We start from the raw sequence: 26,641 nt of genomic DNA on the forward strand, positions 1-26,641 counted from the left end.
CCATGGAAGCGAACCGTCCCGCCAGGATCACCACCATCGCCGACCTGTTCATCGACCAGGTGCGCCGGACCCCCGGGGCGCCGGCCGTGGTCGCCCCCGACGTGCGGCTGACGTACGCGGAGCTGGGCACGTACGTCTTCCAGCTCGCGCGGCACCTGCAAGCGCGCGGGTTACGGCCCGAGGACGTCGTCGCCGTCGCGACTCCGCGCTCCGCCGAGATGGTGGTCTGCGTGCTGGCCGTCATGGTCGCCGGCGGCGCGTTCGTGCCCGTCGACCCGTCCTGGCCGCGGGCTCGGCAGCGGCAGGTGCGCGCCGAGGCGGGGGCCGTCCACGTGCTGGACGCGCGCGAGGTCGATCTCTCCTCCTGGCGGTACGGCGACGAGCCCGCCGAGCCGCCGGCCGTGTCCATCCAGGGCGGCCGGCTCGCCTACGTGATGTTCACCTCCGGCTCCACCGGCACGCCCAAGGGCGCCATGATCCGCCACGAGGCGATCAGCCACCGCCTGCTCTGGCAGATGGAGGAGATCCTCGGGTTCGGGCCCGGCGACGCGTCGCTGTTCAAGGCGCCGCTGTCGTTCGACATCTCCGTCAACGAGATCCTGCTGCCGCTCGTCTCCGGCGGGTACGTGGTGGTCGCGGAACCTGGCGGCGAGCGCGACCCCCAGTACCTGCTGGACCTGATCGCCCGCGAGGGCGTCACGTTCGTCTACCTCGTGTCGTCGATGCTGGACGTGCTGCTGGAGATGGCGCGCGGCACCTCGCTGCTGTCCGGGCTGAAGCACGTCTGGTGCGGCGGCGAGGTGCTCACCCCGGAGCTGTTCGAGCGCTTCCGCGGCCAGCTCTCCACGACGCTCTACCACGGGTACGGGCCGGCCGAGGCGACCATCGGCGTCTCCCACGTCATCTACCGCGACACCGCCGAGCGCATCGCGACCTCGATCGGCCGCCCCAACCCGCACACCCGGCTGTACGTGCTCGACGAGCGTCTGGAGCGGGCACCCGAGGGGGCCGTCGGGGAGCTGTACGCCGCCGGGTTCCTGCTCGGCCGCGGCTACGTCAAGGCGCCGTCGCTGACGGGCTCCCGGTTCGTCGCCGACCCGTTCGCCGCCGACGGCTCCCGGATGTACCGGACCGGCGACCTGGCGAGATGGGCGCCCGACGGGTCGCTGGAGTTCGTCGGCCGCGCCGACCACCAGGTGAAGATCCGCGGTATGCGGCTGGAGCTGGAGGAGGTCGAGGCCGCCCTCGCCGCCCACCCCCAGGTGCGGCAGGCCGTGGTCGTCGTGGACGCCACCGGCCGGCGGCTCGTGGGGTACGTCCGGGCCGACGGGCCCGTCCCGGCCGCCGCGCTGCGCGACTGGTGCGCCGGCCGCCTGCCCGCGTACATGGTGCCGGAGTCGTACGTCGTCCTGGACCGCTTCCCCCTCACCGCCAACGGCAAGGTGGACCGGCAGGCGCTGCCGGAGCCCGCCGTGCGCGCCCGCACGCGCTTGCCACGCACCCCGCGCGAGCGCGCGCTCTGCGAGATCTTCGCGCGGGTGCTGGGCGTGGCCGAGGTGGGGGCGGACGACGACTTCTTCGCGCTGGGCGGTGACAGCATCGTCGCGATCGGCGTGGTCAGGCAGGCGCGGCGCGCGGGCCTTGAGGTACGTGCCCGTGACCTGTTCGCCCATTCCACGCCCGCCGCGCTCGCGGCCGTGGTCACGCCTGTGGACGTCGTCGCGGTGCCTGGAGTGAACGGGGTCGGCGCGGTCCCCGCCACCCCGATCACGTCGTGGCTCCAGGACGTCGGCCCCTCGATGGAGGGCTTCGTCCAGTCGATCACCGTCCGCACGCCCCCGGGGCTCACGGGCGGCCAGCTCGAAACGCTGGTCGACGCCGTACTGGAAACCCACGACATGCTCCGCGCCCGTACGGTCGCCGTCGCTGATCAGGTCGTGTCCGGGGGAGTGGGGGCGGTCGGTGGTGACGGTGGTCAGGGCGTGTCCGGGGGGTTGGGGTTGGGCGCGGTCACTGGTGATCAGGCCGGATCTGGGGGTGTGGGGGCGGTCGGTGGTGACGGTGGTCCCGTCTCTGGGGGGTTGGGGGAGCGCGGGGGGCCGTCCGGTGGTGGCCGGGATGGTCGTGGTGAGGTGCGGTGGGGGCTGGTGGCGGGGGAGCCCGGGTGGCCGCGGGCCGCGGAGGTGATCACTCGGGTCGCGACGGAGGCGGAGCTGGAGCGGCAGGCCGCCGTGGCGGCGGAACGGCTTGACCCGGGCCGTGGACGGATGATCGACCTGGTGTGGCTGGACGGCGGGGCGCACGCGCAGGGGCGGCTGACCATCGTGATCCATCACGTGGTCGTGGACGGCGTGTCGCTCCGCGTGCTCCTGGAGGACCTGAGCCAGGCGTGGGAGGCGGTGCGGGCGGGGCGTCCCGTCGAGCTGCCCCCGGTGCCCACGTCGTTCCGGCAGTGGGCGACGCTGCTCCAGGCCCGCGACTTCGCCGCCGAGGAGGACCACTGGCGGGGCGTCTGCTCGGCGCCCGACCCGATGATCGGCGACCGGCCCCTGGACCCGCGCCGCGACGTGGTCGCCACGGAGGAGTCCCTCACGGTCGAGATCCCGGCCGAGATCGCCGGGCGGCTGCTAGGCGCGGTCCCCGCCGCGGTGCACGGCGGGGTCAACGACGTGCTGGTCACGGCGGCGGCGCTCGCGCTGGGCCGATGGCGTGGTTCCGGTCCGGCCGTGCTGCTGGAACTGGAAGGACACGGACGGGAGGAGGAGGCCGTCGGGGACGTGGACCTCTCCCGTACCTTCGGCTGGTTCACCACCCTGTACCCCGCGCTGATCGACCCCGGCTCCGGAACGCCGGGCGAGGCGGTGAAAGCGGTCAAGGAACAGCTCCGCCGCGTGCCGAACCGCGGGCTCGGCTACGGCGCGCTCCGATACCTGGGGGACCGGCCCCGCCCCGACCTGGCGGTCACCCCACAGGTGCTCGTCCACTACCTCGGCCGCTTCGACGCGACCCCCGACACCGACCCGGACACCGGGCGGGGTGCCGGGGTGGTCGGTGACTGGGCGCCTGTGGGGGAGGGCGAGGTCGTGGGGGAGCGGCGCGATCCTCGGATGCCGCTGCCGCGGGTGCTGGAAATCAACTCCGTTGCCGTGGACGGGGCCGGTGGGCCGGTCCTGACGACCAGGTTCAGCTGGCCGGCGGGTGTGCTGGACGCCGGGCGCGTGCGGGAGCTGGCCGCGATGTGGACGCGGGCGCTCACCGCCATCGCCACCAGCGACACGGTCACCGGGCACACGCCGTCCGACTTCCCGCTCGTACCGCTGGACCAGGAGGACGTGGCCGCCATCGAGGCCGAGTCGCCGGACCTGGCGGACGTGCTTCCGCTGTCGCCGTTGCAGACCGGGCTCTACTTCCACGCCACCTTCGACCCCGGACGCGACCCGTACGTCGTCCAGCAGATCATCGAACTCGACGGCCCGCTCGACGGCGAGCGCCTGCGCCTGGCCGCCGACCGGCTGATCGGACGGTACCCGAACCTGGGCGCGGCCTTCCGCACCACCGGTGACGGTCACGTCGTGGCCGTGATCACGGGCCGTCAGACGGTGCCGTGGCGTACCGAGGACCTGAGCCACCTCGACCACCCGCGGCCCGCCGTCGAGGCGGCGGCCACGGCGGAGCGGTCGGCGCCGTTCGACCTCGCCCGGCCTCCCGCCATGCGTTTCGCGCTGCTCAAGCTCGGCCCTCGGCGGCACGCGCTCGTCCACACCGTGCACCACATCCTGGCCGACGGCTGGTCGGTGCCCCTGATCCTGCGCGACCTGCTCTCCCTGTACGAGGACAGGGACCTGCCCGCACCGCCGCCCTACCGCGAGTTCTTGAAGATGCTCGCGACGCGCGACCCCGGACCGGCGATCGAGGCGTGGACCGCCGCCCTGGCAGGAGTCCACGAGCCCACCCGGCTCGCCGAAGCCCTCACCGGCCCCGCCGACGGCCCAGCCGGTGGGTTCGGGTGTGTTGTGCGTGAGTTGCCGGATGAGGTGGGGGAGCGGCTGCGGGGGTGGGCGCGGGAGAACGGGCTCACGGTGGGGTCGGTGCTCGCCGCTACGTGGGGGGTCCTGCTCGGACGTCTGACCGGCCGGGACGATGTGACGTTCGGATCGACTGTCTCCGGACGGGCGTCCGGAGAGGTGCCGGGCATCGACGCGATGGCCGGGCTGCTGATCAACACGGTCCCGGCGAGGTTGCGGTGGCATCCGTCGGACACGCTGGCCGACGCGTTGAGCCGATTCGCCCGCGCCCAGCGGGAGGTGATGGAGCACGAGCACGTTCCGCTGGCGACGCTGCACCGCAGGCTGGGCGTGACCGAGCTGTTCGACACGCTGGTGGTCGTCGAGAACTACCCGGAGTCCCCGGCCGGGGAGGGTGAGCTCCGGATCGCCGGGGTCGACACGATCGAGGCGCCCCACTATCCGGTGACGCTGCTAGCCCAGCCGGGGACCCGGATCGCGCTCACGCTGACCCACGACCGGCGGCTGATCTCCGGCACGTCGGCTGCTCTGCTCATCGGTCAGTACGAGAAGCTGCTCGCCGCCGTCGCCGACGACGCCACCCGGACATGCGGCCAGGTGGAACTGGTCTCCGAGGAGCAGTACGCACAGCTGACGGCTTTCGGCACCGGAGCCCCGGCGGGTGGTGGCGCCGGCGTGAGTGACGCGTTCGAGCGCCAGGTCGCCGGAGTTCGGGGGAGTGGTGACGGCACCGTAGTCGGCCTGTTCGAGCGTCAGGCCGCTGAGCATCCCGCGCGCACCGCCGTCGTCTGTGCCGGTGACACGTTCACCTACGCCGAGCTGCGCGACCGTGCCGATCGGGTGTGCGGGACGCTGATTGCTGCCGGGGTACGGCGCGGTGACATCGTCGCGGTGGCTGCCAGCCGCTCGGCGGACATGGCGGTGGCCCTGCTCGCCGTCATGCGGGCCGGGGCCGCGTACCTGCCCGTCGACCCCGGCTACCCGGCCGCCCGGATCGAGTTCATGCTCGCCGACGCCCGCCCGGTCTGCGTCCTCACGGACGAGGTGAGCGCCAGGACCCTGCCCCCGCACGACCTGCCCTCCTTCACCATCCGCGCAGCAGCCGCCGGACCGCCCGACCGACCGCTCGCTGGGTCAACCGTCGTCGGGCCGTTGGGCGTGGTGTCCGTCGTCTATACCTCCGGCTCGACCGGGCGGCCCAAGGCGGTCGTGGGCACGCACGGCGCGCTCGCCAACCGGCTCGGGTGGGCGGCGGAGGCGTGGGACGCGCGGGTGCGCCTGGCCAAGAGCTCGCTGAGCTTCATCGACGGTACGACCGAGCTGCTCGGCGGCCTGGTCGCCGGCGCCACCACGGTCATCGCGGGCGACCGGGAGGCGACCGACGGGGCGGCGCTGGCCGGGCTCGTCGAACGGTCGGGGGCGACCCAGCTCCTCGCCGTGCCCAGCCTGGCGGCGGCGCTCGCCGACACCGCGCCCGAGCGGCTGGCCGCGCTCACCCGCTGGATCTGCAGCGGCGAGCCGCTCGACCGGGCCTGCGTGCGGTCGCTCAGGAAAGCCTCGCCGAACGCCCGGATCGTCAACTCCTACGGCTCCTCCGAGGTCGCGGGAGACGTGCTCCAGGGCGAGGCCGGCCCCGAGGCGCCGGTGACACTGGGCAGGCCGGTGCCGGGAACGCGCCTCTACCTGCTCGACTCCACCCTCCATCCGGTGCCGCCCGGCGTGCCCGGGGAGATCTACGTCGGCGGCGTCCAGCTCGCCCTCGGCTACCTGAACCGGGCCGGGGTGACGGCGGGCCGGTTCGTCGCCGACCCGTTCGGCAGCGGCGCCCGCCTCTACCGCACTGGTGACCTCGGCCGGTGGACGCCTGACGGGCAGGTCGAGTTCCTGGGCAGGGCCGACGACCAGGTGAAGATCAACGGCTACCGGGTCGAGCCGGGCGAGCTGGAGGCCGCGCTGATGCGCCGCGCGGGCGTGGCCGACGCGGCGGTGGCGGTGCGGGGACGGGCCCTGCACGCGTACGTGGTGGCCGCGCCGGGAGAGCGGCTCGACCCGCGGGCGCTCCGGGGCCTGCTCGGCGCGGAGCTGCCCGCCTACCTGCTCCCTGCGACGGTGACCGTACTGGACCGGCTCCCCACGCTGCCCAACGGCAAGCGGGACCGCCGCGCGCTGCCCGACCCCGAGGTCACCACCGGCGGCGGGAAGCCGCGGACGGCGGGGGAGGCGGCGGTCCTCGCCCGCGTCGCCGGTCTGCTGGGCATCGACGACCTCGGCGTCCACGACGACTTCTTCACCGCCGGCGGCGACAGCATCCTCGCCATCCGCCTCGTCAGCCTGCTCGCCGGGGACGGGATCGAGGTCACCACCGGTGACGTCTTCCGCCTGCGCACGCCCGCCGCCATCGCCGCCGCCGTGACGGGGACCGGACAGGATACGGCGGAGACCCTTGAGGGCGAGGTCTGGCCGCTGTCACCGCTCCAGCAGGGCGTCTACTACCAGGCGACGTTCGCCGACAGCGGCAGCACCTACATCGCCCAGAACGTCTTCGACCTCGACCGCCGCGTCGACGTACCGGCCATGACGGCGGCGTTCGCGGCCCTGCTGCGCCGTCACCCCACCCTGCGCGCCGCCTTCGCCGCCGACGGCGCGTCCCAGCGCATCGCCGCCACGGTGCCCGCCGAGGTGCGGGTGGTCGATCTGACCGAAACCGCCGCGAAACCGGCTGAGGAACTCGTTGAGATGAGGGCGGACGGGCTGGGTGCCGTGCGCGGCGAAGGGCTCGCTGGGGGGGAGGTGCCCGGGCTGGGTGCCGTGATCGAGGCGGTGACGCGGGCGGATCGGGAGGAGCCGTTCGATCTGGCGCGTCCGCCTCTGGTCAGGGTGACCGTGGTGCGGCTGCCGGGCGGGCGGGACCGGCTGCTGCTCACGTCCCACTTCCTGCTGTGGGACGGGTGGTCGCGGGAGCTGGTGCTGCGGGAGCTGTTCGCGCTGTACGAATCGCGTGGCGCACGCGGCGCGCTCCTGCCCGCGGAGAGCACGTTCGCCGACTACCTCGCCTGGGTCGGCGGCCGGGACCGTGACGCCGCCGCCGCGGCCTGGGGCGCGGCTCTCGCGGGCGTCCGGGAGCCGACCATCCTGGCGCCGGAGGCCATCGGCCGCGAGCCGGTGGTGTCGGAGCGGATCGTCGCCGCGCTGCCCGCCGAGGTGACCACCCGGCTCGGCGAGCAGGCCGGCCGCGGCGGCGTCACGCTCAACGCGCTCCTGACCGCCGCGCTCGGCATCCTGATCGGGTACGAGGCCGGTCGCCCCGACGTGGTGTTCGGCACGACCGTCGCCGGGAGGCCCACCGAGCTGCCCGGGATCGAGAACGTGGTCGGCCTGTTCCTCAACACGGTCCCGGCCAGGGTGGCGGCCACGCCGTCGGCCACCGTGATCGAGCTGGCCCGCCGGGCCCAGGACGACCGCGTCGAGCTGGCGCCGCACGAACACCTCGGGCTCGGCGACATCCATCGCGCCTGCGGCCAGGAGCAGCTGTTCGACACCCTGTACGTGCTGCAGAACTTCCTGAACGACAGCACGTTCACCGAGCTGGAGCGCGAGCACGGCATCGTCGGCGTGGAGTACACCGACACCACCCACTACCCGTTCACCTGGGTGCTCACCCCTGGCGCCAACCTGCGGATCAAGCTCGAATACCGGCCGGACGTGGTGCGCGAACGCGACGCCCGGCGGATGGTGCGCCGCTTCACCCGGCTGCTGGAGCACCTCGCGGGCGGCCTGTCGGCGCCGGTCGGCGCGCTCGACCTGATGCTGGACGAGGAGCGCGCCGAACTGGCCGGGCAGTGGGCGGCGGCCGAGCATCCGATCGGCACGGCGACGATCGCCGGACTGCTGGCCGAGCGGGCCCGCGCCTGCCCCGACCAGGTGGCGCTGGTCTTCGGCGCGCGCTCGCTGACGTACGCCGAGCTGGACGGCCGGATCAACCAGTGCGCCAGACTGCTGCGGTCGCAGGGCGCGGGGCCCGGCGAGATCGTCGCGCTCGGCCTGCCGCGCGGCGTCGAGATGGTCGTCTCGCTCTTCGCGGTCCTGCGCACCGGCGCCGCCTACCTGCCGCTGGAGCTGGACCATCCCGTCGAACGGCTGGCCGTCATGCTCGACGACGCGCGTCCCGTCCTGCTGGTCTGCGCCGACCCCGATGGCGACCTGGCCGCGCACCAGCGGCGGCTGGGCGGGCGGTGCGTCGTCCCGGACCGGCTCGCCGGCTTCCCGGCGGAGCCGCTGGACGTGGACGTGCCAGGTGACCTGCCCGCCTACGTCATCTACACCTCGGGATCCACCGGCCGGCCCAAGGGCGTGGTCACCCCGTACCGGGGTCTGACCAACATGCAGCTCAACCACCGGGCCGAGATCTTCGGCCCGGCCGCGCGCCGCACCGGGCGGGACCGGCTGCGCATCGCGCACACCGTGTCGTTCTCGTTCGACATGTCGTGGGAAGAGCTGCTGTGGCTGGTCGAGGGCCACGAGGTGCACATCTGCGACGAGGAGCTGCGCAGGGACGCCACCGCGCTCGTCGCGTACTGCCGGGACCACCGGATCGACGTCGTCAACGTGACCCCGACCTACGCCCACCTGCTGTTCGAGGAGGGCCTGCTGGACGGCGGCCACGCGCCCTGCCTGGTGCTGCTCGGCGGCGAGGCCGTCGGCGACGCCGTCTGGGACCGGCTGAGGCGGCCGGGCGGGCCCGAGGGCTACAACCTGTACGGGCCGACCGAGTACACGATCAACACGCTCGGCGCGGGCACCCGCGACAGCGCCACCCCGACCGTGGGCCGCCCCATCTGGAACACCCGCGCGTACGTGCTGGACCGGTGGCTCCGGCCGGTGCCCGCGGGCGTGGTCGGCGAGCTGTACGTCACGGGCGCCGGGCTCGCCCACGGCTACCTGCACGCGCCCGGTCTGACGGCCGGGCGCTTCGTGGCCGACCCCTTCCTGCCCGGCGGGCGCATGTACCGCACCGGCGACCTCGTCCGCCGGCGTGACGACGGCAACCTCGACTTCCTCGGCCGCGTCGACGACCAGGTGAAGATCCGCGGATACCGGGTCGAGCTCGGCGAGGTCGAATCCGCCCTGTCGGCGCTCCCCCAGGTACGGCAGGCCGCCGTCGTGGCCCGCCCCGACCGCCGCGCGCCCGGCCTCAGGAAACTGGTCGCCTACGTGGTCCCGACCTCCACCGCCGCCACGGGGTCGGTTGGTTCGGCGGGTGATGAACCGGCCGCCGCCCGCTCGGGCGGGGCCGAGTTCGCGGCGCGGTTGCGGGCGGCGCTGGCTGAGCGGTTGCCCGGCTACATGGTCCCCGCGCTGTACGGGATCACGCCCGAGTTGCCGCTCACCATGAACGGCAAGCTCGACGTCGCCGCGCTTCCCGAGCCCGTGGCGCCGGGAGGCGGGGCACGGCAGGAGCCGCGCGGCGCCGCGGAACGGACCCTGTGCGGCGTGTACGCCGAGGTGCTCGGCCTGCCGGAGGTGGGGATCGACGACGACTTCTTCGCTGTCGGCGGTGACAGCATCTCCTCCATCGCCGTGGCCGGTCGCGCCCGCGCGGCCGGGCTGAACCTCACCCCGCGCGACATCTTCCGCCGCCGCACCGTGCGCGCGCTCGCCGCCGCCCTGCCGCAGGCGGCCCCCGAGGCCGCGCACGACCCCGGCGCCGGGACGATCCCGCTCACCCCGATGCTGGCCGAGACGATGCTCGCCCGCACCCCGCTGGAGCGCTTCTATCAGTCCATGGTCCTTCCTGCCCCGGCAGGGCTCGACCGGGAACAGGTGGAACGGGCGGTACGCGCCCTCTGCCTCCACCACGACCTCCTCCGGGCCAAGCTCGACCGCCACGACGACACATGGACGCTGTCGGTCCCCCCGCCCGCGGAGTTCGACCCCTCCACCCTCTGCATGAACGCGGACCCGCAGGCTGAAGAGAAGGCGGCAGGGCGGCTCGACCCGGAGCGCGGGATCATGGTCCAGGCGGTCTGGTTCGATGGCGGCCCGCGCCCCGGACGGTTGCTGCTGGTCATCCACCATCTGGTCGTCGACGGCGTCTCCTGGCGGGTGATCGCCGAGGACCTCGCACGCGCCTGGACGGACGTGCGGGCGGGCCGCGAACCCGCCCTGGCCCCCGTCCCCACCTCCTTCCGCGCCTGGGCGGAGAAGATCCGGGACACCCGGGCGAGCTTCCGCGACGAGGCAGGCCACTGGCGCGACGTCCTCGCCACCGACGACCCGCCGCTGGGCGCCCGCCCGCTGGACCCGGCCGTCGACACGGCCGCCACCGTCAGTTCGCTGACGGTGGCGCTGCCCACGGACACGAGCGCGGCCCTGCTGTCCGCCGTGCCCGCCGCGATGCACGGCGGCGTCAACGACGTGCTGCTGACCGGCTTCGCCGTGGCCCTCGCCCGGTGGCGGCGCACGCACGGGCGCGGCGGCGGCTCCGCCGTACTCCTCAGCCTCGAAGGCCACGGCCGCGACGGCGAGCTCGCCGGCGGCGCGGACCTGTCACGGACCGTGGGCTGGTTCACCGCCATCCATCCGGTGCGGCTGGATCCCGGGCCGCTGAGCTGGGACGAGGTCATGGCGGCCGGCCCCGGGCTGGCCGATGCGGCCAAGGCGGTCAAGGAACAGTTGCGCGCGGTGCCGCGCAACGGTCTCGGGCACGGGGTCCTGCGTCACCTCGACGGCCTGGACCTGCCGCGGCCGCCGCAGATCCTCTTCAACTACCTGGGCCGGTTCGCCGGCGGCGGGAGCACGCTGCGCGAGGGCGTGCACCCGGACAATCCCGCGATGGGGCTGGAGATCAACGCCCTGGCCCAGGACGGGCCGGACGGGACCACGTTCACGGCCACGCTCTCCTGGCCGTCCGGCGTCATGCCCGCCGAGGACGTCGCCGAGCTGGCGGAGCTCTGGACGGCCGCGCTGACGGCACTGACCCGCTGCGCCGAACTGGCCGGGCACACCCCGTCGGACTTCCCCCTGGTCAAGCTGACGCAGCGGGACGTGGACCGGTTCGCGGGCGCGCGTGACATCCTCCCGCTGCTGCCGCTCCAGCAGGGCATGTACGTCCACGCGTCGTTCGGCGACGGCCACACGGACACGTACGTGGTGCAGCAGGTCGCCGAGCTGTCCGGGCCCGTGGACCGGGCGGCGCTGCGCCGCGCGGTGACCGCGACCGTGCACCGCCACGACGCCCTGCGCGCGAGCTTCCGCGAACTGGCCGACGGGCGGGTGGTCCAGGTGATCGCCGAAACCGTCGAGGTGCCGTGGCGCGAGGCCGACCTGAGCGGCCTGCCCGCCGAGGAGGTCCGCGCCCGGCTGGCCGAGCTGACCGCCGCCGAGCTGGCCGAGCCGTTCGACCTGGCCGCCGCGCCGCTGGTGCGCTACGCGCTGGTCTCGCTCGGCGACGCCGACCACCGGCTGGTGGAGACCATGCACCACATCGTCGCCGACGGCTGGTCGTACCCGCTGGTGTTCAGTGACATCGTCGAGTCGTACGAGCGAGGGAGCGCGCTGCCCGCGCCGGCGGTGACGTTCCGCGACCACGTGGAGGCGGTGGCCGGGCTCGACCGGGCTGCCGCCCGCGACGTGTGGGCCGCCGCGCTGACCGGCGTCTCCCCGACCCGCCTGTACGACGGCGCGTACGCGGTGTCCAGGCACGACGGCGTGCACCGGGACCTGCCCGTCGGCGAGGTCGTCGCGGCGGCCCGCGAGCGGGGGGTGACGCTGAGCACGTTCGTGCACGCGGCGTGGGGGCTGGTGCTGGGCGGGCTGCTCGGGCGCGCGGACGTGGTCTTCGGCTCCACGGTGTCGGGGCGCGGCGGGAGCCTGCCCGGCGTCGAGACGATCGTCGGCCTGCTGATCAACACCATTCCCGTGCCGATGTCCTGGGACCCCGGCGCCACGCTGGGCGACGTCCTCGACCGGCTGCACGCGCGGCAGGGCGACCTGCTCGACGCGCAGCACGTCGGGCTCGCCGAGCTGGCCCGTCTCACCGGGGTCCGGGAGCTGTTCGACACCATGGTCGTGGTCGAGAACTTCCCCGCGGTGCCCGCCGGTGAGCGCTCCGGGCTCACGTTCCGCGGCTTCACCGGCACCGACTCGCCGCACTACCCGGTCTCCCTGGTGGCCTTCCCCGGCGAGCGGCTCACCCTGGAGATCAAGTACGACGTCGCGCTGGTCGGCGAGGAGCGGGCCGGGCGGCTGCTCGACCTGGTCGTCCGGGTCCTCGGCCAGCTGGTCCACGCCCCCGGCACGCTCGTCTCGCAGCTGGACCTGCCGTCGCTCGGCACGTCGCCGGGCCGAGCGGGTGTGGCGGCATCCCGTACGGCGTTCCTCGGGGCGGCCACGCTGGCGGACGCGTATGCCGCCGCTCGGCCGGAAGGCACCGCCACGGCCGTGACCTGGCGCGACACCTCGCTCACCCACGCCGAGCTGGACGAGGCCGCCACCAGGCTGGCCAGGACGCTGGTCGCCAGGGGAGTGGGGCCCGAGTCGAGGGTGGCCGTGGCGCTGCCGCGCTCGGCCGATCTCGTCGTCGCGCTGCTCGCCGTCGTCAAGGCCCGCGGCTGTTACGTGCCGCTGGACATCGACGCCCCCGCCGCCCGGCTGAGGTTCATCATGGACGACGCGGCCCCGGTGTGCCTGCTGACCGATCCCGCGACCCTGGCCCGCCTGCCCGAGCCCGCCGTACCGGTCGTCCTGCTGAACGAGCCGCCCCAGGACGGCCATCAGTACGGTGCGGATCTGGACGGACCCGGTGCCGCGGACAGCGCGGCGTACGTCATCTACACCTCCGGGTCGACGGGGCGGCCGAAGGGGGTGGCGGTGACGCATCGCAACGTGCTGTCGCTGTTCGGCGCGGCCGGTGAGGTCTTCGACTTCGACGCCTCGGACGTGTGGACGATGTTCCACTCGGTCGCGTTCGACTTCTCGGTGTGGGAGCTGTGGGGGGCGCTGCTGCACGGCGGGCGGCTGGTGGTCGTCGACCAGGAGGTGGCCCGCGACCCGCGGCGCTTCCTGGGCCTGCTGGAGCGCGAGCGGGTGACCGTGCTCAACCAGACCCCGTCCGCGTTCTACCCGCTGATCGAGGCGGCGCGGGGCGAGCTCGCGCTCCGGTACGTGATCTTCGGCGGCGAGGCGCTGGACCCGGGCCGCCTGGCCCCGTGGCGGCGGCGCCATCCCGCCACGGCCCTGGTCAACATGTACGGGATCACCGAGACGTGCGTGCACGTCACGTTCCACGCCCTGACGTCGGACGACACCGCGAGCGTCATCGGCGGGCCGCTGCCCGGCCTCCGCGTGCACGTGCTCGACCGCCACCTGCGGCCGGTCCCGCCGGGGGCCGCGGGCGAGGTGTACGTCGCGGGTGACCAGCTGGCCCGCGGGTACCTCGACCGCCCGGCGCTGACCGCCGCCCGCTTCGTCGCCGACCCGTTCACCCCGGGCGGGCGGCTGTACCGCAGCGGCGACCTCGCCCGCCGCACCCCCGGCGGGGACCTCGTCCATCTCGGCCGCGCCGACCGGCAGGTGAAGATCCGCGGCTACCGGATCGAGCTCGGCGAGGTCGAGTCCGCCCTGCTGACGCTCGGCGGCGTCGCCGACGCCGCCGTGGTCGTCCGGGAGGACCGGCCGGGCCGCCGGCGCCTGGTCGCGTACGTGGTCGCGCGTCAGGGAGCGCGGGTGGACATGAAGGAGGCCAGGGAGCACCTGGCCAGGCTGCTGCCTTCCTACGCCGTCCCGGCCGCGTTCGTCCCCCTCGACGCGCTGCCGCTCACCGTCAACGGCAAGCTCGACCGCGACGCCCTGGCCGCCCTCCCGCCTGCCCCGGCCCCCGCCGGGCCGGGCGCGGAAGGGGGCGCGGCGGAGGTGCTGCGGGCGCTCTTCGCGGAGGTTCTCCAGCTCGCCTCGGCCGGGGGCGACGACGACTTCTTCCACCTCGGCGGCGACAGCATCATCGCCATCCAGCTCGTGAACCTCGCCAGGCGCCGCGGGCTGCGGCTGTCACCGCAGGACGTGTTCGTGCACAGGACCCCGGCGGCCCTCGCGGTGGCGGCGGCTCCGCGGCCGGTCGAGCCGGTGGCGGACGCCGAAGAGGGAGACGGCGTCGGCGAGATCATGCTGATGCCGATCGTGCACCGGCTGGCCGAGCTGGGCGGGAGGATCTCACGGCTGAACCAGGCGGAGCTGCTCCGCACCCCGGCGGGGATGACCCGTGAGGAGGTCGCCGCGCTCGTCCGGGCGCTGGTCGACCGGCATGACGCGCTGCGGTCGCGGCTGAGCAGGCCGTCGCCGTTGCTGTGGTCGCTGGAGGCGCGAGCGGCCGGTGACACGCCGGATCCCGGCGTGCTCGCGGTCGACGCGACGGGGCTCGGCGACGACGGCCTGAGCGCCGCGATCGCGGCCGAGTCCGACGCCGCCGCCGACCGGCTCGACCCCGACGCCGGGCGGATGGTCGAGGCGGTGTGGTTCGACAGGGGGCCGGACCGGCAGGGCAGGCTGCTGATCGTCGCCCACCATCTGGTGATCGACGGGGTGTCCTGGCGGATCCTCGCCGAGGACCTGAGGCAGGCCTGGGAAGCCGTCTCGGCCGGGGAGCGGCCCGTGCTCGACCCGGTCGGCACCTCCCTGCGCGCCCACGCGCGCTCGCTGGCCGAGAACGCCGCCCAGGCCGCGAGGCTGGCCGAGTTCGAGCACTGGGCGGCCACGCTGCGGCCGGGCGGCGGGCTCGACCCGTCGGCCACGACCGCCGGCCTGACGGTGGGCGCCACCCGGGACCACGTCCTCCGCGTGCCCGGCGACGTGGCCGGGCCGCTGCTCACCACCGTCCCGGGCAGGCTGGGCGTGGACGTCACCGAGGCGCTGGTCGCCGCGCTGCGCACGGGCGTCGCGCGCTGGCGTGCGGCGAGGGGCCGGGACGCCGGGGCGCCGCTGGTGATCGACCTGGAAAGGCACGGCCGCGAGGGCGACGCCGACCTCTCCCGTACGGTCGGCTGGTTCACCGCCATCGCGCCCGTACGGCTGCCGGGCGGCCCGGCCGCGCCCGCCGAGGTACGGCGAGCCGTGCGGGCGGCCCCGGACGGCGGGCTCGGGTTCGGGCTGCTGCGCTACTGCAACCCCCGGACCGCGGCCCCGCTCGCCCGGCTCGGCACGCCCCAGCTGCTCTTCAACTACCTCGGCAGGTTCCCCGTCGGAGGGGAGGGGGATTGGGACACGGCGCCGGAGACCGCCGCGCTGCGCGTGGCCCCCGACCCCGACCTGGGCACCCCGTACCTGCTGGAGATCAACGTCGCCTGCCACGACACGCCCGACGGGCCGGAGCTGCGCGCCGTCCTCACGTACGCGGAAGGAGGACTGGGCGCGGACGACGTGCGGGCGCTCGCCGACGACTGGGCCGCCGCGCTCCGCGACCTCATCCTGGAGCAGGCCGAGCCGCGAGCACTGACCGCGGCCACCCGGGAGCCCCGGACAGCTGCCGGGACCGCGGCGGCGCCGGGGGACGGGCCGCGGACGTGGGCGCTGTCCCCGTTGCAGGAAGGGCTGTTCTTCCAGGCGCGTTACGCCGGGGACGCCGACGTGTACGTGGCGCAGAACGCGTTCGACTTCGCCGCGCGGCTCGACCTCGGGCGTCTGCGGCGGGCCTACGCGGCGCTCCTCGACCGGCACGCGACGCTGCGTCTCGGGTTCGTCGCGGACGGCGGGCACCGGCCGGTCGCCGTGGTCGGGAGCGGGCTGGACGCCGCCGTCGGGGAGATCGACCTGTCGGCGGACGGTTCCCGGCTGCCGGAGGTGATGGAGGAGGACCGGCGGCGGCCCTTCGACCCGGCCGCGCCGCCGCTCTGCCGGTTGACCGTGGTCCACCTGCCCGGCCGTGACCGCCTGCTGCTCACGTACCATCTGCTCCTGTTCGACGGCTGGTCGCGGGAGCTGGTGCTGCGCGAGCTGTTCGCGCTGTACGAGTCCGGCGGCGAGCGCGGCGTCCTCCCCGAGGGCGGAGCGGTCTACACCGGCTACCTCGCCTGGCTGGCCCGCCAGGACGGCGACGCGGCGGCGCGGGCCTGGGCGGAGGCGCTCGCGGGCCTGGAGCCCACCATCCTGTTCCCCGCGGCGGCGGGGACCGCGCCGGTGCCCGCGACCAGCCTGGCGTTCCGGCTCACCGAGGAACAGACGCGGCGCGTCACCGGCCAGGCCCGCCGGTCCGGGGTGACGCTCAACGCGCTGCTCACCACCGCGCTCGGCCTGGTGCTGGCCCACGCGTCCGGCCGCCGCGACGCGATCTTCGGCACGACCGTCGCCGGGCGGCCGACCGAGCTGGAGGGCGTCGAGTCGGCGATCGGCGTGTTCCTCAACACGGTGCCCACGCCGGTCCGGCTCGCCCCGGACGAGAGCGTGCTGGACGTCATGCGGCGGGTCCAGGCCGACCGCGTCGCGCTGATGCCGCACGAGTATCTGGGGCTCGGCGACATCCAGCGCGCGGCGGGCCGCGACCAGCTGTTCGACAGCCTGTACGTGCTGCAGAACTTCCTCGGCGACGACACGTTCACCGATCTGGAGGAGGCGCACGGCATCGTCGGCGTGTCCAGCGTGGACGCCACGCACTTCCCGCTGACCTGGGTGGCCACCCCGGGCGCGCGGCTCTCCGTGCGGCTGGAGTACCGGGCCGACGTGGTGGCGCGGGAGCGGGCGGAGGCGCTGCTGGCCCGGCTGGAGCGGGTGCTGCTCCGCCTCGTGGACGACCCGGCGGCGACCGTGGCCGACGTGCCGCTGCTGCTGCCGGGGGAGAGCGCCGTGCCCGCCGGGGCCGTGCGGCCCATCGGCGAGGACACGATCGCGGACCTCCTGGCGGCCCAGGCGCGGCGCACCCCGGAGCGGCCCGCGCTCACCTCGGGCACGCGGACCCTCACCTACGCCGAGCTGGACGCCCGGGTGAACCAGATCGCGCGCTCGCTGCTGGCCGGGGGAGCGGGACCCGAGAAGATCGTCGCGCTCGCCGTGCCCCGGTCGGCCGACATGGTCGCCGCGCTGTTCGCGGTGCTCCGCACCGGGGCGGCCTACCTCCCGCTCGAACTCGACAACCCCGGCGACCGGCTGCTGGCGATGCTGGCCGACGCCCGCCCCGTGCTGCTGGTGACCACGCGGGCGGTGGAGCCCAGGCTCGCCTCCCATCCGGTGGCGCGGCTGTGCCTGGAGGACGTGTCAGGCCCCGCCGATCCGGTCACCGTCGCGCGCGGGCCGGGCCACCTCGACCATCCCGCGTACGTCATCTACACCTCCGGCTCCACCGGCCGTCCCAAAGGCGTGGTCACGCCGTACCGGGGGCTGACCAACATGCAGCTCAACCACCGGGAGGCGATCTTCACGCCGGCCGTCGCCGCGACCGGCGGGCGGATCCTCACCATCGCGCACACCGTCTCCTTCTCCTTCGACATGTCGTGGGAGGAACTGCTCTGGCTGGTCGAGGGCCACCACGTGCACATCTGCGACGAGGAGCTGCGCAGGGACGCCACCGCGCTCGTCGCCTACTGCCACCGCCACCGCGTCGACGTGGTGAACGTGACGCCCACCTACGCCCGGCACCTGCTCGACCAGGGCCTGCTCGACGGCCCGCACCGCCCGCCGCTGGTGCTGCTCGGCGGCGAGGCGGTGCCCCAGTCCCTGTGGTCGGAGCTGCGCGACGCCGAGGGCGTGAGCGGCTACAACCTCTACGGGCCGACCGAGTACACGATCAACACGCTCGGCGCGGGCACCGGCGAGAGCGCCACCACCACGGTCGGGCGGCCGATCTGGAACACCCGCTGTCACGTGCTGGACGCCTTCCTGCGCCCGGCCCCCGTCGGCGAGCTCTACATCGCGGGGGCGGGCCTGGCGCGCGGCTACCTCGGCCGCGCCGGGCTGACCGCCGGGCGGTTCGTCGCCGACCCGTCCGTCCCGGGCGGGCGCATGTACCGCACCGGCGACCTCGTCCGCGTCCGGGAGGACGGCAACCTCGACTTCCTCGGCCGCACCGACGACCAGGTGAAGATCCGCGGGTACCGGGTGGAGCCGGGCGAGGTCGAGGCCGCCGTCACCGCCCGGCCCGGGGTGCGCCGGAGCGCCGTCCTCGCCGTCCCCGACGGCTCCGGCGCCAGGCGCCTGGTGGCCTACCTCGTCCCCGACGGCCCCGCGGGCGCCGAGCTGGCCGCCGCCGTCCACGCCGGGCTCAAGGAGGCGCTGCCCGGCTACATGGTGCCGGCGGCGTACGCGGTGGTGGACGCGCTGCCGCTGACCGTGAACGGCAAGCTCGACACCGCCGCGCTGCCCCCGCCCAGCGCGCCGGCGTCGCGTTCGCGACCGCCCGCCGACGAGCGGGAGCGGCTGCTGTGCACGCTGTTCGGCCGGGCGCTCGACACCGGCGACGTCGGGCCCGACGACGACTTCTTCGACCTGGGCGGGCACTCCCTGCTGGCCATCCGGCTGCTCGGGCTCGTGCGCGCCGCCACGGACGCGGACCTCACGCTGCGCGACCTGTTCGACGCGCGCACCCCCGCCCGGCTCGCCGCCCGTCTCGCGAGCGGCGCGGCGCCGGCCGGGCGGCCCCCGCTCACCCGGCGGCCCCGCCCCGACCGGGTGCCGCTGTCGCCCGCGCAGGAGCGGCTCTGGCTGCTCCAGCAGCTCGAACCCGGCTCGACCGCCTACACCTACCCGCTGCTCGTCCGGCTGCGCGGCGCGGTGGACGCCGCCGCCCTGCGCGCCGCGCTCGGCGACGTGGCGGCCAGGCACGAGGTGCTGCGCACGGTCATCGACGACGGGCCCGCGCAGCGGGTGCTCGCCGCACCCCGGATCGACCTGGACGTCGTACGATGCCCGGACGCGGGCCCGGTGCTGGCCGAGGCGCTCGCCCGTCCCTTCGACCTGGCCGCCGGGCCGCCGCTGCGGGCCACCCTCGTCGAGGAGCACGACACCGGGCACACCGTGCTGGCGCTGGTGCTGCACCACATCGCGATGGACGAGTGGTCCGACGGCCCGCTGCTGCGCGACCTCGGCGCCGCCTACGCCGCCCGCCTGGCGGGCCGGGCCCCCGACTGGGAGCCGCTGCCGGTGCAGTACGCCGACTACGCCCTCTGGCTGTCGCTCGACGACCGGCACGACGACGACCGCGCCTACTGGGAGCGGCGGCTGCGCGGCCTGCCCGCCGAGATCGCCCTGCCCGCCGAGCGTGCGCAACGGGTACGGACCGGGCGCCCCGCCGGGCAGGTGACCGCCACGATCCCGCCGGAGCTGGCCGCGTCGCTGCGGGAGCTGGGGCACGCCGAGTCGGCGAGCATGTTCATGGTGCTCCACGCGGCGCTCGCCACCCTGCTCAGCCGTCTCGGCGCGGGCACGGACATCCCCATCGGCACCCCCGCCTCCGGCCGCGCCGACCCCGCCCTGCACGACCTCGTCGGGTTCTTCGTCAACACCGTCGTGCTCCGTACGGACCTGTCCGGCTCGCCCACCTTCGCCGAGCTGCTGCGGCGGGTGCGCGAGACGGACCTGGCCGCGTTCGAGCACGCGAGCCTGCCCTTCCAGCAGGTGGTCGAGGCGGTCAACCCGGCGCGGGCGCAGGGCCGCAACCCGCTGTTCCAGGTGATGCTCGGCTACCTGCACCGCCCGGCCGGGCGTGACACCGTGCTCGGCCTGCCGGTGGGGGAGGCGCCCCCGGTCGCCGCCGACCCGAAGGTGGACCTGAACCTCACCTTCGTCGACGGCGAGCCGTTCGAGCTGGTCCTGGAGTACGACGCGGACCGCTTCCACCCGGCGACCGCGCGGCGGCTGGCCGACCGCCTCCTGGTGCTGCTCGCCGAGGTCGCCGCATGCCCGGAGCAGCCGATCGAGACCCTGGACGTCCTGTCCGAGCGCGACCGGACCGACCTGGCCGACTGGCAGACCGGCGGCCCGGCCCCGATCGGCGGAGCGCCGTGGCACGCCCGGTTCTCGGCGCTGGCGAGGGCGACTCCGGAGGCGGAAGCCTGCGTGTTCGAGGGCCGGACGATGAGTTACGCCGAGCTGGACGCCGCCTCCGACGCCTTCGCCGCCAGGCTCGCGGAGCTCGCGGAGCTCGGGCCGGAGGACCTGGTCGGGATCGCCCTGCCGCGGTCGGCGGAGCTGCTGGTGGCCGTGCTCGGCGTGGCCAAGGCGGGCGCCGCCTACCTGCCGCTCGACCCCGCGTTCCCGGCCGAGCGGCTGCGCTTCATGGTGGAGGACGCGCGCCCGGCCGCGATCGTCGTGGACGACCGCACCCGCGACCGCTTCCCCGGCGGCATCACGCTCGACGGCCCCCCGGCCCCCGCCCCGGCGCGTGACGAGTCAGCGCCGGGCGATCCGCGGACGGCGGCGTACGTCATCTACACCTCCGGTTCGACCGGACGCCCCAAGGGCGTGGTGGTGACCCGGGGAGACCTGGAGTGCTTCCTCGGCGCGCTGCCCGTGACCGGGCCGGGCGACCGGCTGCTCGCCGTGACCACGCTCTCCTTCGACATCTCGGTCCTCGAACTGATGGGGCCGCTGCGTACCGGAGGCTGCGTGGTCATCGCCTCGGACACGCAGGTGAGGGACCCGCGGCTGCTCGCGGGGCTGATGCGGGACGAGCGGGCCACGATCGTGCAGGCCACCCCGTCGCTGTGGTCGGCGCTGCCCGCCGACGCCGAGCTCGGCGGGGTGCGCGTGCTGGCCGGCGGCGAGGCGCTGCCCCCCGCCCTGGCGGAGCACCTGGCCGAGCGGGCCGCGAGCGTGACCAACCTGTACGGCCCCACCGAGGTGACCGTCTGGGCCACCGCCGCGGCCGTCCGCCCGGGTGAACGTCCCGCGCTCGGCCGCCCGCTGCCGGGCACGGCCGCGTACGTGCTGGACGCGGCGCTGCGCCCGGTGGCTCCCGGCGTCGCGGGGGAGCTGTATCTCGGCGGCGCCCAGGTCACGCGCGGCTACCTGCGCCGCCCGGGGCTCACCGCGGCCAGGTTCGTCGCCGACCCCTTCACCGGCGGGCGCATGTACCGCACCGGTGACCTCGCCAGGTGGAGCGCCGAAGGGGAGCTGGAGTTCCTCGGGCGCGCCGACCACCAGGTCAAGGTGCGGGGCTTCCGCGTCGAGCTCGGCGAGATCGAGGCGGTCGCCGCCACCTGCCCCGGCGTGGCGGCGGTCGCGGTCGCCGCCCGGCGGGACCGGATCGTCGCCTACGTCACCGCGCCGGCCCCCGGGCTCCGCGACCACCTCGCGGAGCGGCTGCCGTCCTCCATGGTCCCCGCCGCCGTCGTCGTGCTCGACGAGCTGCCGCGCACCCCCAACGGCAAGGTGGACCGGGCCGCGCTGCCCGACGTGGACTTCGCGCCCTCGGCCGCCGGCGTCGCGCCGCGCACCCGTGCCGAGGCGGCCGTCTGCGCCGTCATGGCCGAGGTGCTGGGCGTCGGACGGGTCGGCGTGGACGACGACTTCTTCGCCCTGGGCGGCCACTCGCTCCTGCTCGTCAGGCTGGCCGCCGCCCTGCGCGCGGAGCTGGGCGCCGAGATCCCGGTCGCGGACCTGTTCACCGCCCCCACCGCCGCCGCCCTGGCCCGGCGGATCGCCGGCGGCGCCCCCGCCGGCGACGCGATGGCCGAACTGCTCGTCCTGCGGCCGGGCGGATCGCGGCCGCCCCTGTTCTGCTTCCCGCCCGCGAGCGGGCTCGCCTGGCAGTTCGCCGCGCTCAAGCGCCACCTGCCGGAGGACGTCCCGCTGTACGGGCTGCAGTCGCCCCGCCTGAGCCGCGACACCGCCCTGCCTCAGACCATGGACGAGCTCGCCGCCGAGTACGCCGGGCTCATCGGACGCACCGCCCCGGCAGGCCCCGTCAGCCTGCTCGGCTGGTCGTTCGGCGGCGCGGTGGCCCACAAGGCCGCGGTGCTGCTGGCCGCGGGGGGCCGCGAGATCGGCCTGCTCGGCATGCTGGACACGCCGCTGGAGGTGACCGGAGGTGCGGACGACGTCGCCGCGCTGCTGGCCGAGATGGGCTACCGGGTGCCGGACGGGCGCATGTCGGTCGCCGACGCCGTCGCGTTCCTGCGCGGCCTCGGCGACGGCGTCGCGGTCCTGGCGGACGAGCAGATCGGGCGCGTCGTGGAGAGCTATCTGGACAGCGACCGCATGATGGCGCGGGCCGGGTACGACGTGTTCCCCGGCGACGTGCTCTTCGTCGACGCCACCGTGCCGGAGCCGGGCTTCACCGGCAGGGCGTCCGGCCGGTGGCGCCCCCACGTGGCGGGCGAGCTGCGCGCGGTCGCCGTGGAGTGCCGTCACTCCGAACTGCTGGACGCCCGCGCGCTGGAGATCGTCGGCCCGCTGCTGGCCCGCCTCATGTGATGGCGGACAGGTCCTTGACCGGGGTGGAAGGGTCCATGTCGGCGGCGTTCGCGAGCTGCGGCACGAGCACGTCGAGCGCGTACAGCAGCGCGTCCGGCCCGCTGTAGGAGAGCGCGCCGCCGAGCGGGGTGGAGAAGTCCGTGTAGATCGTGCGGTCGCTCTCGACCACCTTCAGCCGGGAGAAGACCGGCGAGGCCAGCATCTTCTCCTTCGTCGAGCCGTTGACGAACAGCACGTCGCGGTCGATCAGGTCCAGCCGCTCCTCGCTGATCTCGTTGGCCTCGCTCTGCGCGGCGAAGCCGAGCGCGTCGAACAGCGCGCGGCGCGGATCGCGGGCCGGGATCAGCCAGTGCTGCCCGTTCTCCGGCCCGAAGTCCACCACCAGGACCTTGCCGGCGAACTCGGGGTGCGCCCGCTTCGCTTCAGTGATTCTCGCGTTGACCTTGCCGACGAGGGCCTGAGCCTCGGCGGCCTTGCCCAGCGCCTTGCCCGTGGTGATCGTCTGGACGTCCCAGGGGGTCTGCTCGTCGGCGTAGGCGTCCGACTGGATGACGGTGGGCGCGATCTGCGAGAGCTTCTCGTACGTCTCCTTGTTGATCGTCTCGTAGATCGCAATGATCACGTCGGGGCGCTGCTTGATGATCGCCTCGAAGTTGAGCTCCGCCGAGAACGTGGACAGCTCCTGGCCGCCCAGCGCCTTCTTGACCCACGGGAAGGTCGCGTACGCGTCGAACCACGCGCGGGTGCTGACCGGGACCACGCCCAGCGCGAGCGCGAAGTCCTGGTCGTTCCAGCCGACGGTGACGACCCGGGCGGGCCTGGTCTCGATCGTGGTGCTGCCGAACTTGTGCTCGATGGTGACCGGGAACGCGGTGTCCGCCGGCGCGGAGGCGCTCGGGGCGGCGGGCTCCGGGGCCGAGCAGGAGACCAGCGAGGCCGCCAGGAAGAGGGATAAGAAGGCTCGCGGAACCGCACGGGAACTGATCATGGGGATTCCTTCTGGCCGGAGGGCTGCAATCAACTTAGGATAGCATTACCTAACTTTGATCATCGGAGGCTGGAGATGCAGCGCACCCTGCTCGGCGGGAAGATCCATCGGGCCACCGTGACCCAGGCCGACCTGCACTACGTCGGCTCCCTCACGATCGACAAGGTCCTCATGGACGCGGCCGGGCTCGTCGAGGGCGAGCAGGTGCACGTCGTCGACATCGACAACGGGGCACGGCTGGTCACCTACGCCATCGAGGGCGCCCCCGGCTCCGGCGTCATCGGCGTCAACGGGGCGGCCGCCCATCTGGTGTCGCCGGGCGACCTCGTCATCGTCATGTCCTACCGGCAGGTGACAGAAGACGAGCTCGGCTCGTACGTCCCGTCCGTGGTGCACGTCGACGGGCGCAACCGGATCGTCGCGGTCGGCGCGGACCCGGCCGCCCCGGTGCCCGGAGCGGCCGGGCAGGTCACCGGCCGGTGAGGTAGCCGCCCATGGTGCGGAAGACCTCGGTGGCGGGCAGGTCCGCGCCCTCGTCGGTGCGGACCCGCTCGATCACCAGCCCTCGGCTGCGCCCCCGGCGGGCGTCGGCGCCGGCGACGATGACCACGCCGTCGCCCTCGCGGATGAAGACCCTCCCGGGAGTCCCTCCGTAGACGCCCTCCGACACCGACGCCTTCAGCACCCGTACGCGCTCGCCCCGGTAGAAGGTGAAGGCGTTCGGATACGGGTCCGACTGGGCGCGCACCAGCCGCTCGATGTCCTCGGCCGGCCAGGTCCAGTCGATCCGGCTGTCCTCCGGCGAGCGTTTGTGGAAGAAGCTCGCCCTGGACCGGTCCTGGGGGACCGGGACGGCCCGGCCGGTGTCGATCAGCGTGAGGGCGTCCCGCACGATCGGCTCGATCAGCGCGACGGTCCGGTGGAAGAGGTCGGTGGCCGTGTCGGACGGGCCGACGCGGACCGCGCGCTGCAGGAGGATGTCGCCGGCGTCCAGCTCCTCGTCCATCAGGTGCGCGGTGACGCCCACCTCCTCCTCGCCGTTGATCAGGGCCCAGATGAGCGGGGAGAAGCCCGCGTAGGCGGGCAGCAGCGAGTCGTGCACGTTCAGCGTGCCGTGGCGGGGCAGCCGGAAGATCTCCGGCGGGATCCAGGTGCGCCAGTTGTTGGCGACGATGATGTCCGGCTCGGCCTCCTTGAGCGCGGTGACGAGCTCGTCGTCGGGCCGGGCGCGCAGCAGCACGGGCACGCCGTGCTCGGCGGCCAGGCCGGCGACGGAGTCGTCCCAGATCTTCTCGTAGGCGTGTTCGCTCTTGGGGTGGGTCACGACGAGCGCCACGTCGTGGCCGGATCCCAGCAGTGCCTGCAACGTGCGGTGTCCCCAGGTCTGGTAGCCGAACATCGCGACCCGCATCTGCGCCTCCTGGTGGGGAGAATCCCTGATTAGGTGAGCCTAACCTAAATAAGGTCGCTCAAGGAGGGCAGTTTTCCGAGCCCTGCTCGGAGTTTCCGACGCGTTCCTGGTAGGAGGACTATACGTTTGGGAGCGCTCCCAACCGTCGTCCTAACAGAAGCGCAGATGGCGGTGAAAAGGTTGACTCGCGTGCTGACGCGAGCCTAGCGTTCCGTTTGGGAGCGATCCCAACGATCTTGCGAGTGGGGCGTGTGGCTGCCCCTTGCTGAACCCCATCACCGGCGATGAGCGCCCGTTTCGTGGCGCACGGTTCCCTTGGTGACGGGTGTCGTTTCCGCGCTACGAGGAGAATGCGTCATGGCTGTGCTCGGCGTGCTCGAAAACGAGGTCATGCGGTTGTGGTCCGAGATCCTCGGGGTCGAGGTCGCGTCCGCGGACCAGGATTTCTTCGAACTGGGCGGCCAGTCGCTGGCGATGGTCCAGTTCCTGGCCATGGTGGAGAGTGAGTTCCGGATCGAGTTGCCGGTCGAGGTGCTCTTCGTCGACGGGTTGACGGTCGCCGAGGCGGCGCGGGCCATCGAGGAGGGGTCGCAGGCCCAGGCCGCGGCCGGGGAGTCCCCTTGACCACCGTCATCATGGTCACCCACGGCACGCACGGCGACGTCCTGCCGTTCGTGGGTCTTGGACGGATCCTCCGGGAACGCGGGCACCGGGTGGAGATCCTCACGCACGCCCCCTTCGAGGCGGTGGCCCGGCGCGAGGGCCTGGAGTTCACGCCCATCGACACCGAGCGTGAGTACGAGCGATACCTCTCGGACACGCCGATGCTGCTCGGCGCCGGGATGGACCGGTGGCGGCGCTTCTACGACGCCATCGGGCTGTTCGACCAGATCCGGTTCGAGTGCGAGGTGCTCAAGGCCCGTCACGTGCCAGGGGAGACGGTGTTCGTGGGGCGCCACACCACGGCGATCTCGACGCTCTTCGCCGGCGAGGTGCTGGACGTGCCCACCGCGTGGGTGGCCGTGACGCCGGTGCAGTACATGTCAGAACGCCCCGCCGTGCACATGTACCGGGAGACCATGAGCGACCGGCTCGACGCGGTGCGGGCGACGCTCGGGCTGGGGCCTGTCGGCGACTGGACGTCCTGGTTCACCTCGGCCCGGCTCCACCTGGGGCTGTGGCCGGAGTGGTTCGACCGGGCGGGGGTCGCCGCGCCGTCGCGGGTCCGGCTGACGGGGGCGCCGTACGGCGACGACACCTTCACCGGCCCGGTCCCGCCCGAGGCCGAGCGCCTGCTCGACCGCGGCGCGGTGATCGTGACGGGCGGCACCGGCCGCATGATCCACGAGCGGTTCTACGCCGCCGCCGTCGCGGCGTGCGCGGCCGCGGGCGTGCCCGCCCTGGTCGTGGCCAGGCATCGGGACCTGGTGCCCGCCGACCTGCCCCAGGACGTCTCCTGGTTCCCGCACCTGCCCTTCCATCAGGTCATGGGGCGCGCCAGGGCGGTGCTGCACCACGGCGGCATCGGCACCGTGGTCAGGGCGGTGGCCGCGGGGGTCCCGCAGGTCCTGCTGGCGCACGGTTTCGACCGTTCCGACAACGGCATGCGCCTGGCCAGGCTCGGGCTCGGGTCCTGGCTGCCCGAGCGGCGGTGGACGACGGAGGAGATCGTCCCCCTGCTGAACGAGGCGCTGGCCGCCGACGGCCACCGTGAGCGGGTGGCCCCGTACGCGGGGGCGGCGCGGCCGGGGCTGCGGGCGGCCGCCGAGGCCGTCGAAGAACTGCTGCACGTCTGATCCCACCGGAGCTGACCATGTCGAACCGGAG

The 26,641-nt window shown here is 74.3% G+C and carries 6 protein-coding genes; 4 read left to right on the forward strand and 2 right to left on the reverse strand.

All coding sequences use genetic code 11. From position 1 onward, the window contains the following. Positions 1-2: 2 nt before the first annotated feature. On the forward strand, positions 3-22,415 hold the full coding sequence (locus KME79_RS17400; protein WP_219545315.1) for a non-ribosomal peptide synthetase: 22,413 nt from the start codon (positions 3-5) through the stop codon (positions 22,413-22,415). On the opposite strand, the gene KME79_RS17405 is transcribed toward KME79_RS17400, so the two are convergent. Beyond that, a complete protein-coding gene (locus KME79_RS17405; RefSeq protein ID WP_219545316.1) occupies positions 22,408-23,403 on the reverse strand; it encodes an ABC transporter substrate-binding protein in 996 nt (331 codons plus the stop codon). The two genes, KME79_RS17400 and KME79_RS17405, sit on opposite strands and share 8 nt — an antisense overlap. Positions 23,404-23,478: 75 nt before the next feature. Here KME79_RS17405 and panD point away from each other — a divergent pair, with 75 nt between their 5' ends. Beyond that, positions 23,479-23,886, forward strand: a complete 408-nt coding sequence (panD, locus tag KME79_RS17410) for an aspartate 1-decarboxylase (protein WP_219545317.1) — start codon at positions 23,479-23,481, stop codon at positions 23,884-23,886. Here panD and KME79_RS17415 read toward each other — a convergent pair. Beyond that, positions 23,873-24,814, reverse strand: coding sequence for a methionyl-tRNA formyltransferase (locus KME79_RS17415; RefSeq protein WP_219545318.1), 942 nt, complete (start codon positions 24,812-24,814; stop codon positions 23,873-23,875). The genes panD and KME79_RS17415 overlap by 14 nt on opposite strands. Before the next feature lie 357 nt (positions 24,815-25,171). Here KME79_RS17415 and KME79_RS17420 point away from each other — a divergent pair, with 357 nt between their 5' ends. Both KME79_RS17420 and KME79_RS17425 read left to right on the forward strand, forming a co-directional pair. Then, a complete protein-coding gene (locus KME79_RS17420) occupies positions 25,172-25,438 on the forward strand; it encodes a phosphopantetheine-binding protein (RefSeq protein WP_219545319.1) in 267 nt (88 codons plus the stop codon). After that, positions 25,435-26,610, forward strand: coding sequence for a glycosyltransferase (locus tag KME79_RS17425; RefSeq protein ID WP_219545320.1), 1,176 nt, complete (start codon positions 25,435-25,437; stop codon positions 26,608-26,610). The genes KME79_RS17420 and KME79_RS17425 overlap by 4 nt, the downstream gene beginning before the upstream one ends. The last annotated feature ends 31 nt before the right edge of the window (positions 26,611-26,641 follow it).

It is taken from the genome of Nonomuraea harbinensis, assembly GCF_019396385.1.
Classification (GTDB): domain Bacteria; phylum Actinomycetota; class Actinomycetes; order Streptosporangiales; family Streptosporangiaceae; genus Nonomuraea; species Nonomuraea ferruginea.

What these genes read in the sequence shown, in the direction of transcription:
- KME79_RS17400 (WP_219545315.1), top strand. Translation starts at nt 3, where the DNA reads ATGGAAGCGAACCGTCCCGCCAGGATCACCACCATCGCCGACCTGTTC.
- KME79_RS17405 (WP_219545316.1), bottom strand. Translation starts at nt 23,403, where the DNA reads ATGATCAGTTCCCGTGCGGTTCCGCGAGCCTTCTTATCCCTCTTCCTG.
- panD (WP_219545317.1), top strand. Translation starts at nt 23,479, where the DNA reads ATGCAGCGCACCCTGCTCGGCGGGAAGATCCATCGGGCCACCGTGACC.
- KME79_RS17415 (WP_219545318.1), bottom strand. Translation starts at nt 24,814, where the DNA reads ATGCGGGTCGCGATGTTCGGCTACCAGACCTGGGGACACCGCACGTTG.
- KME79_RS17420 (WP_219545319.1), top strand. Translation starts at nt 25,172, where the DNA reads ATGGCTGTGCTCGGCGTGCTCGAAAACGAGGTCATGCGGTTGTGGTCC.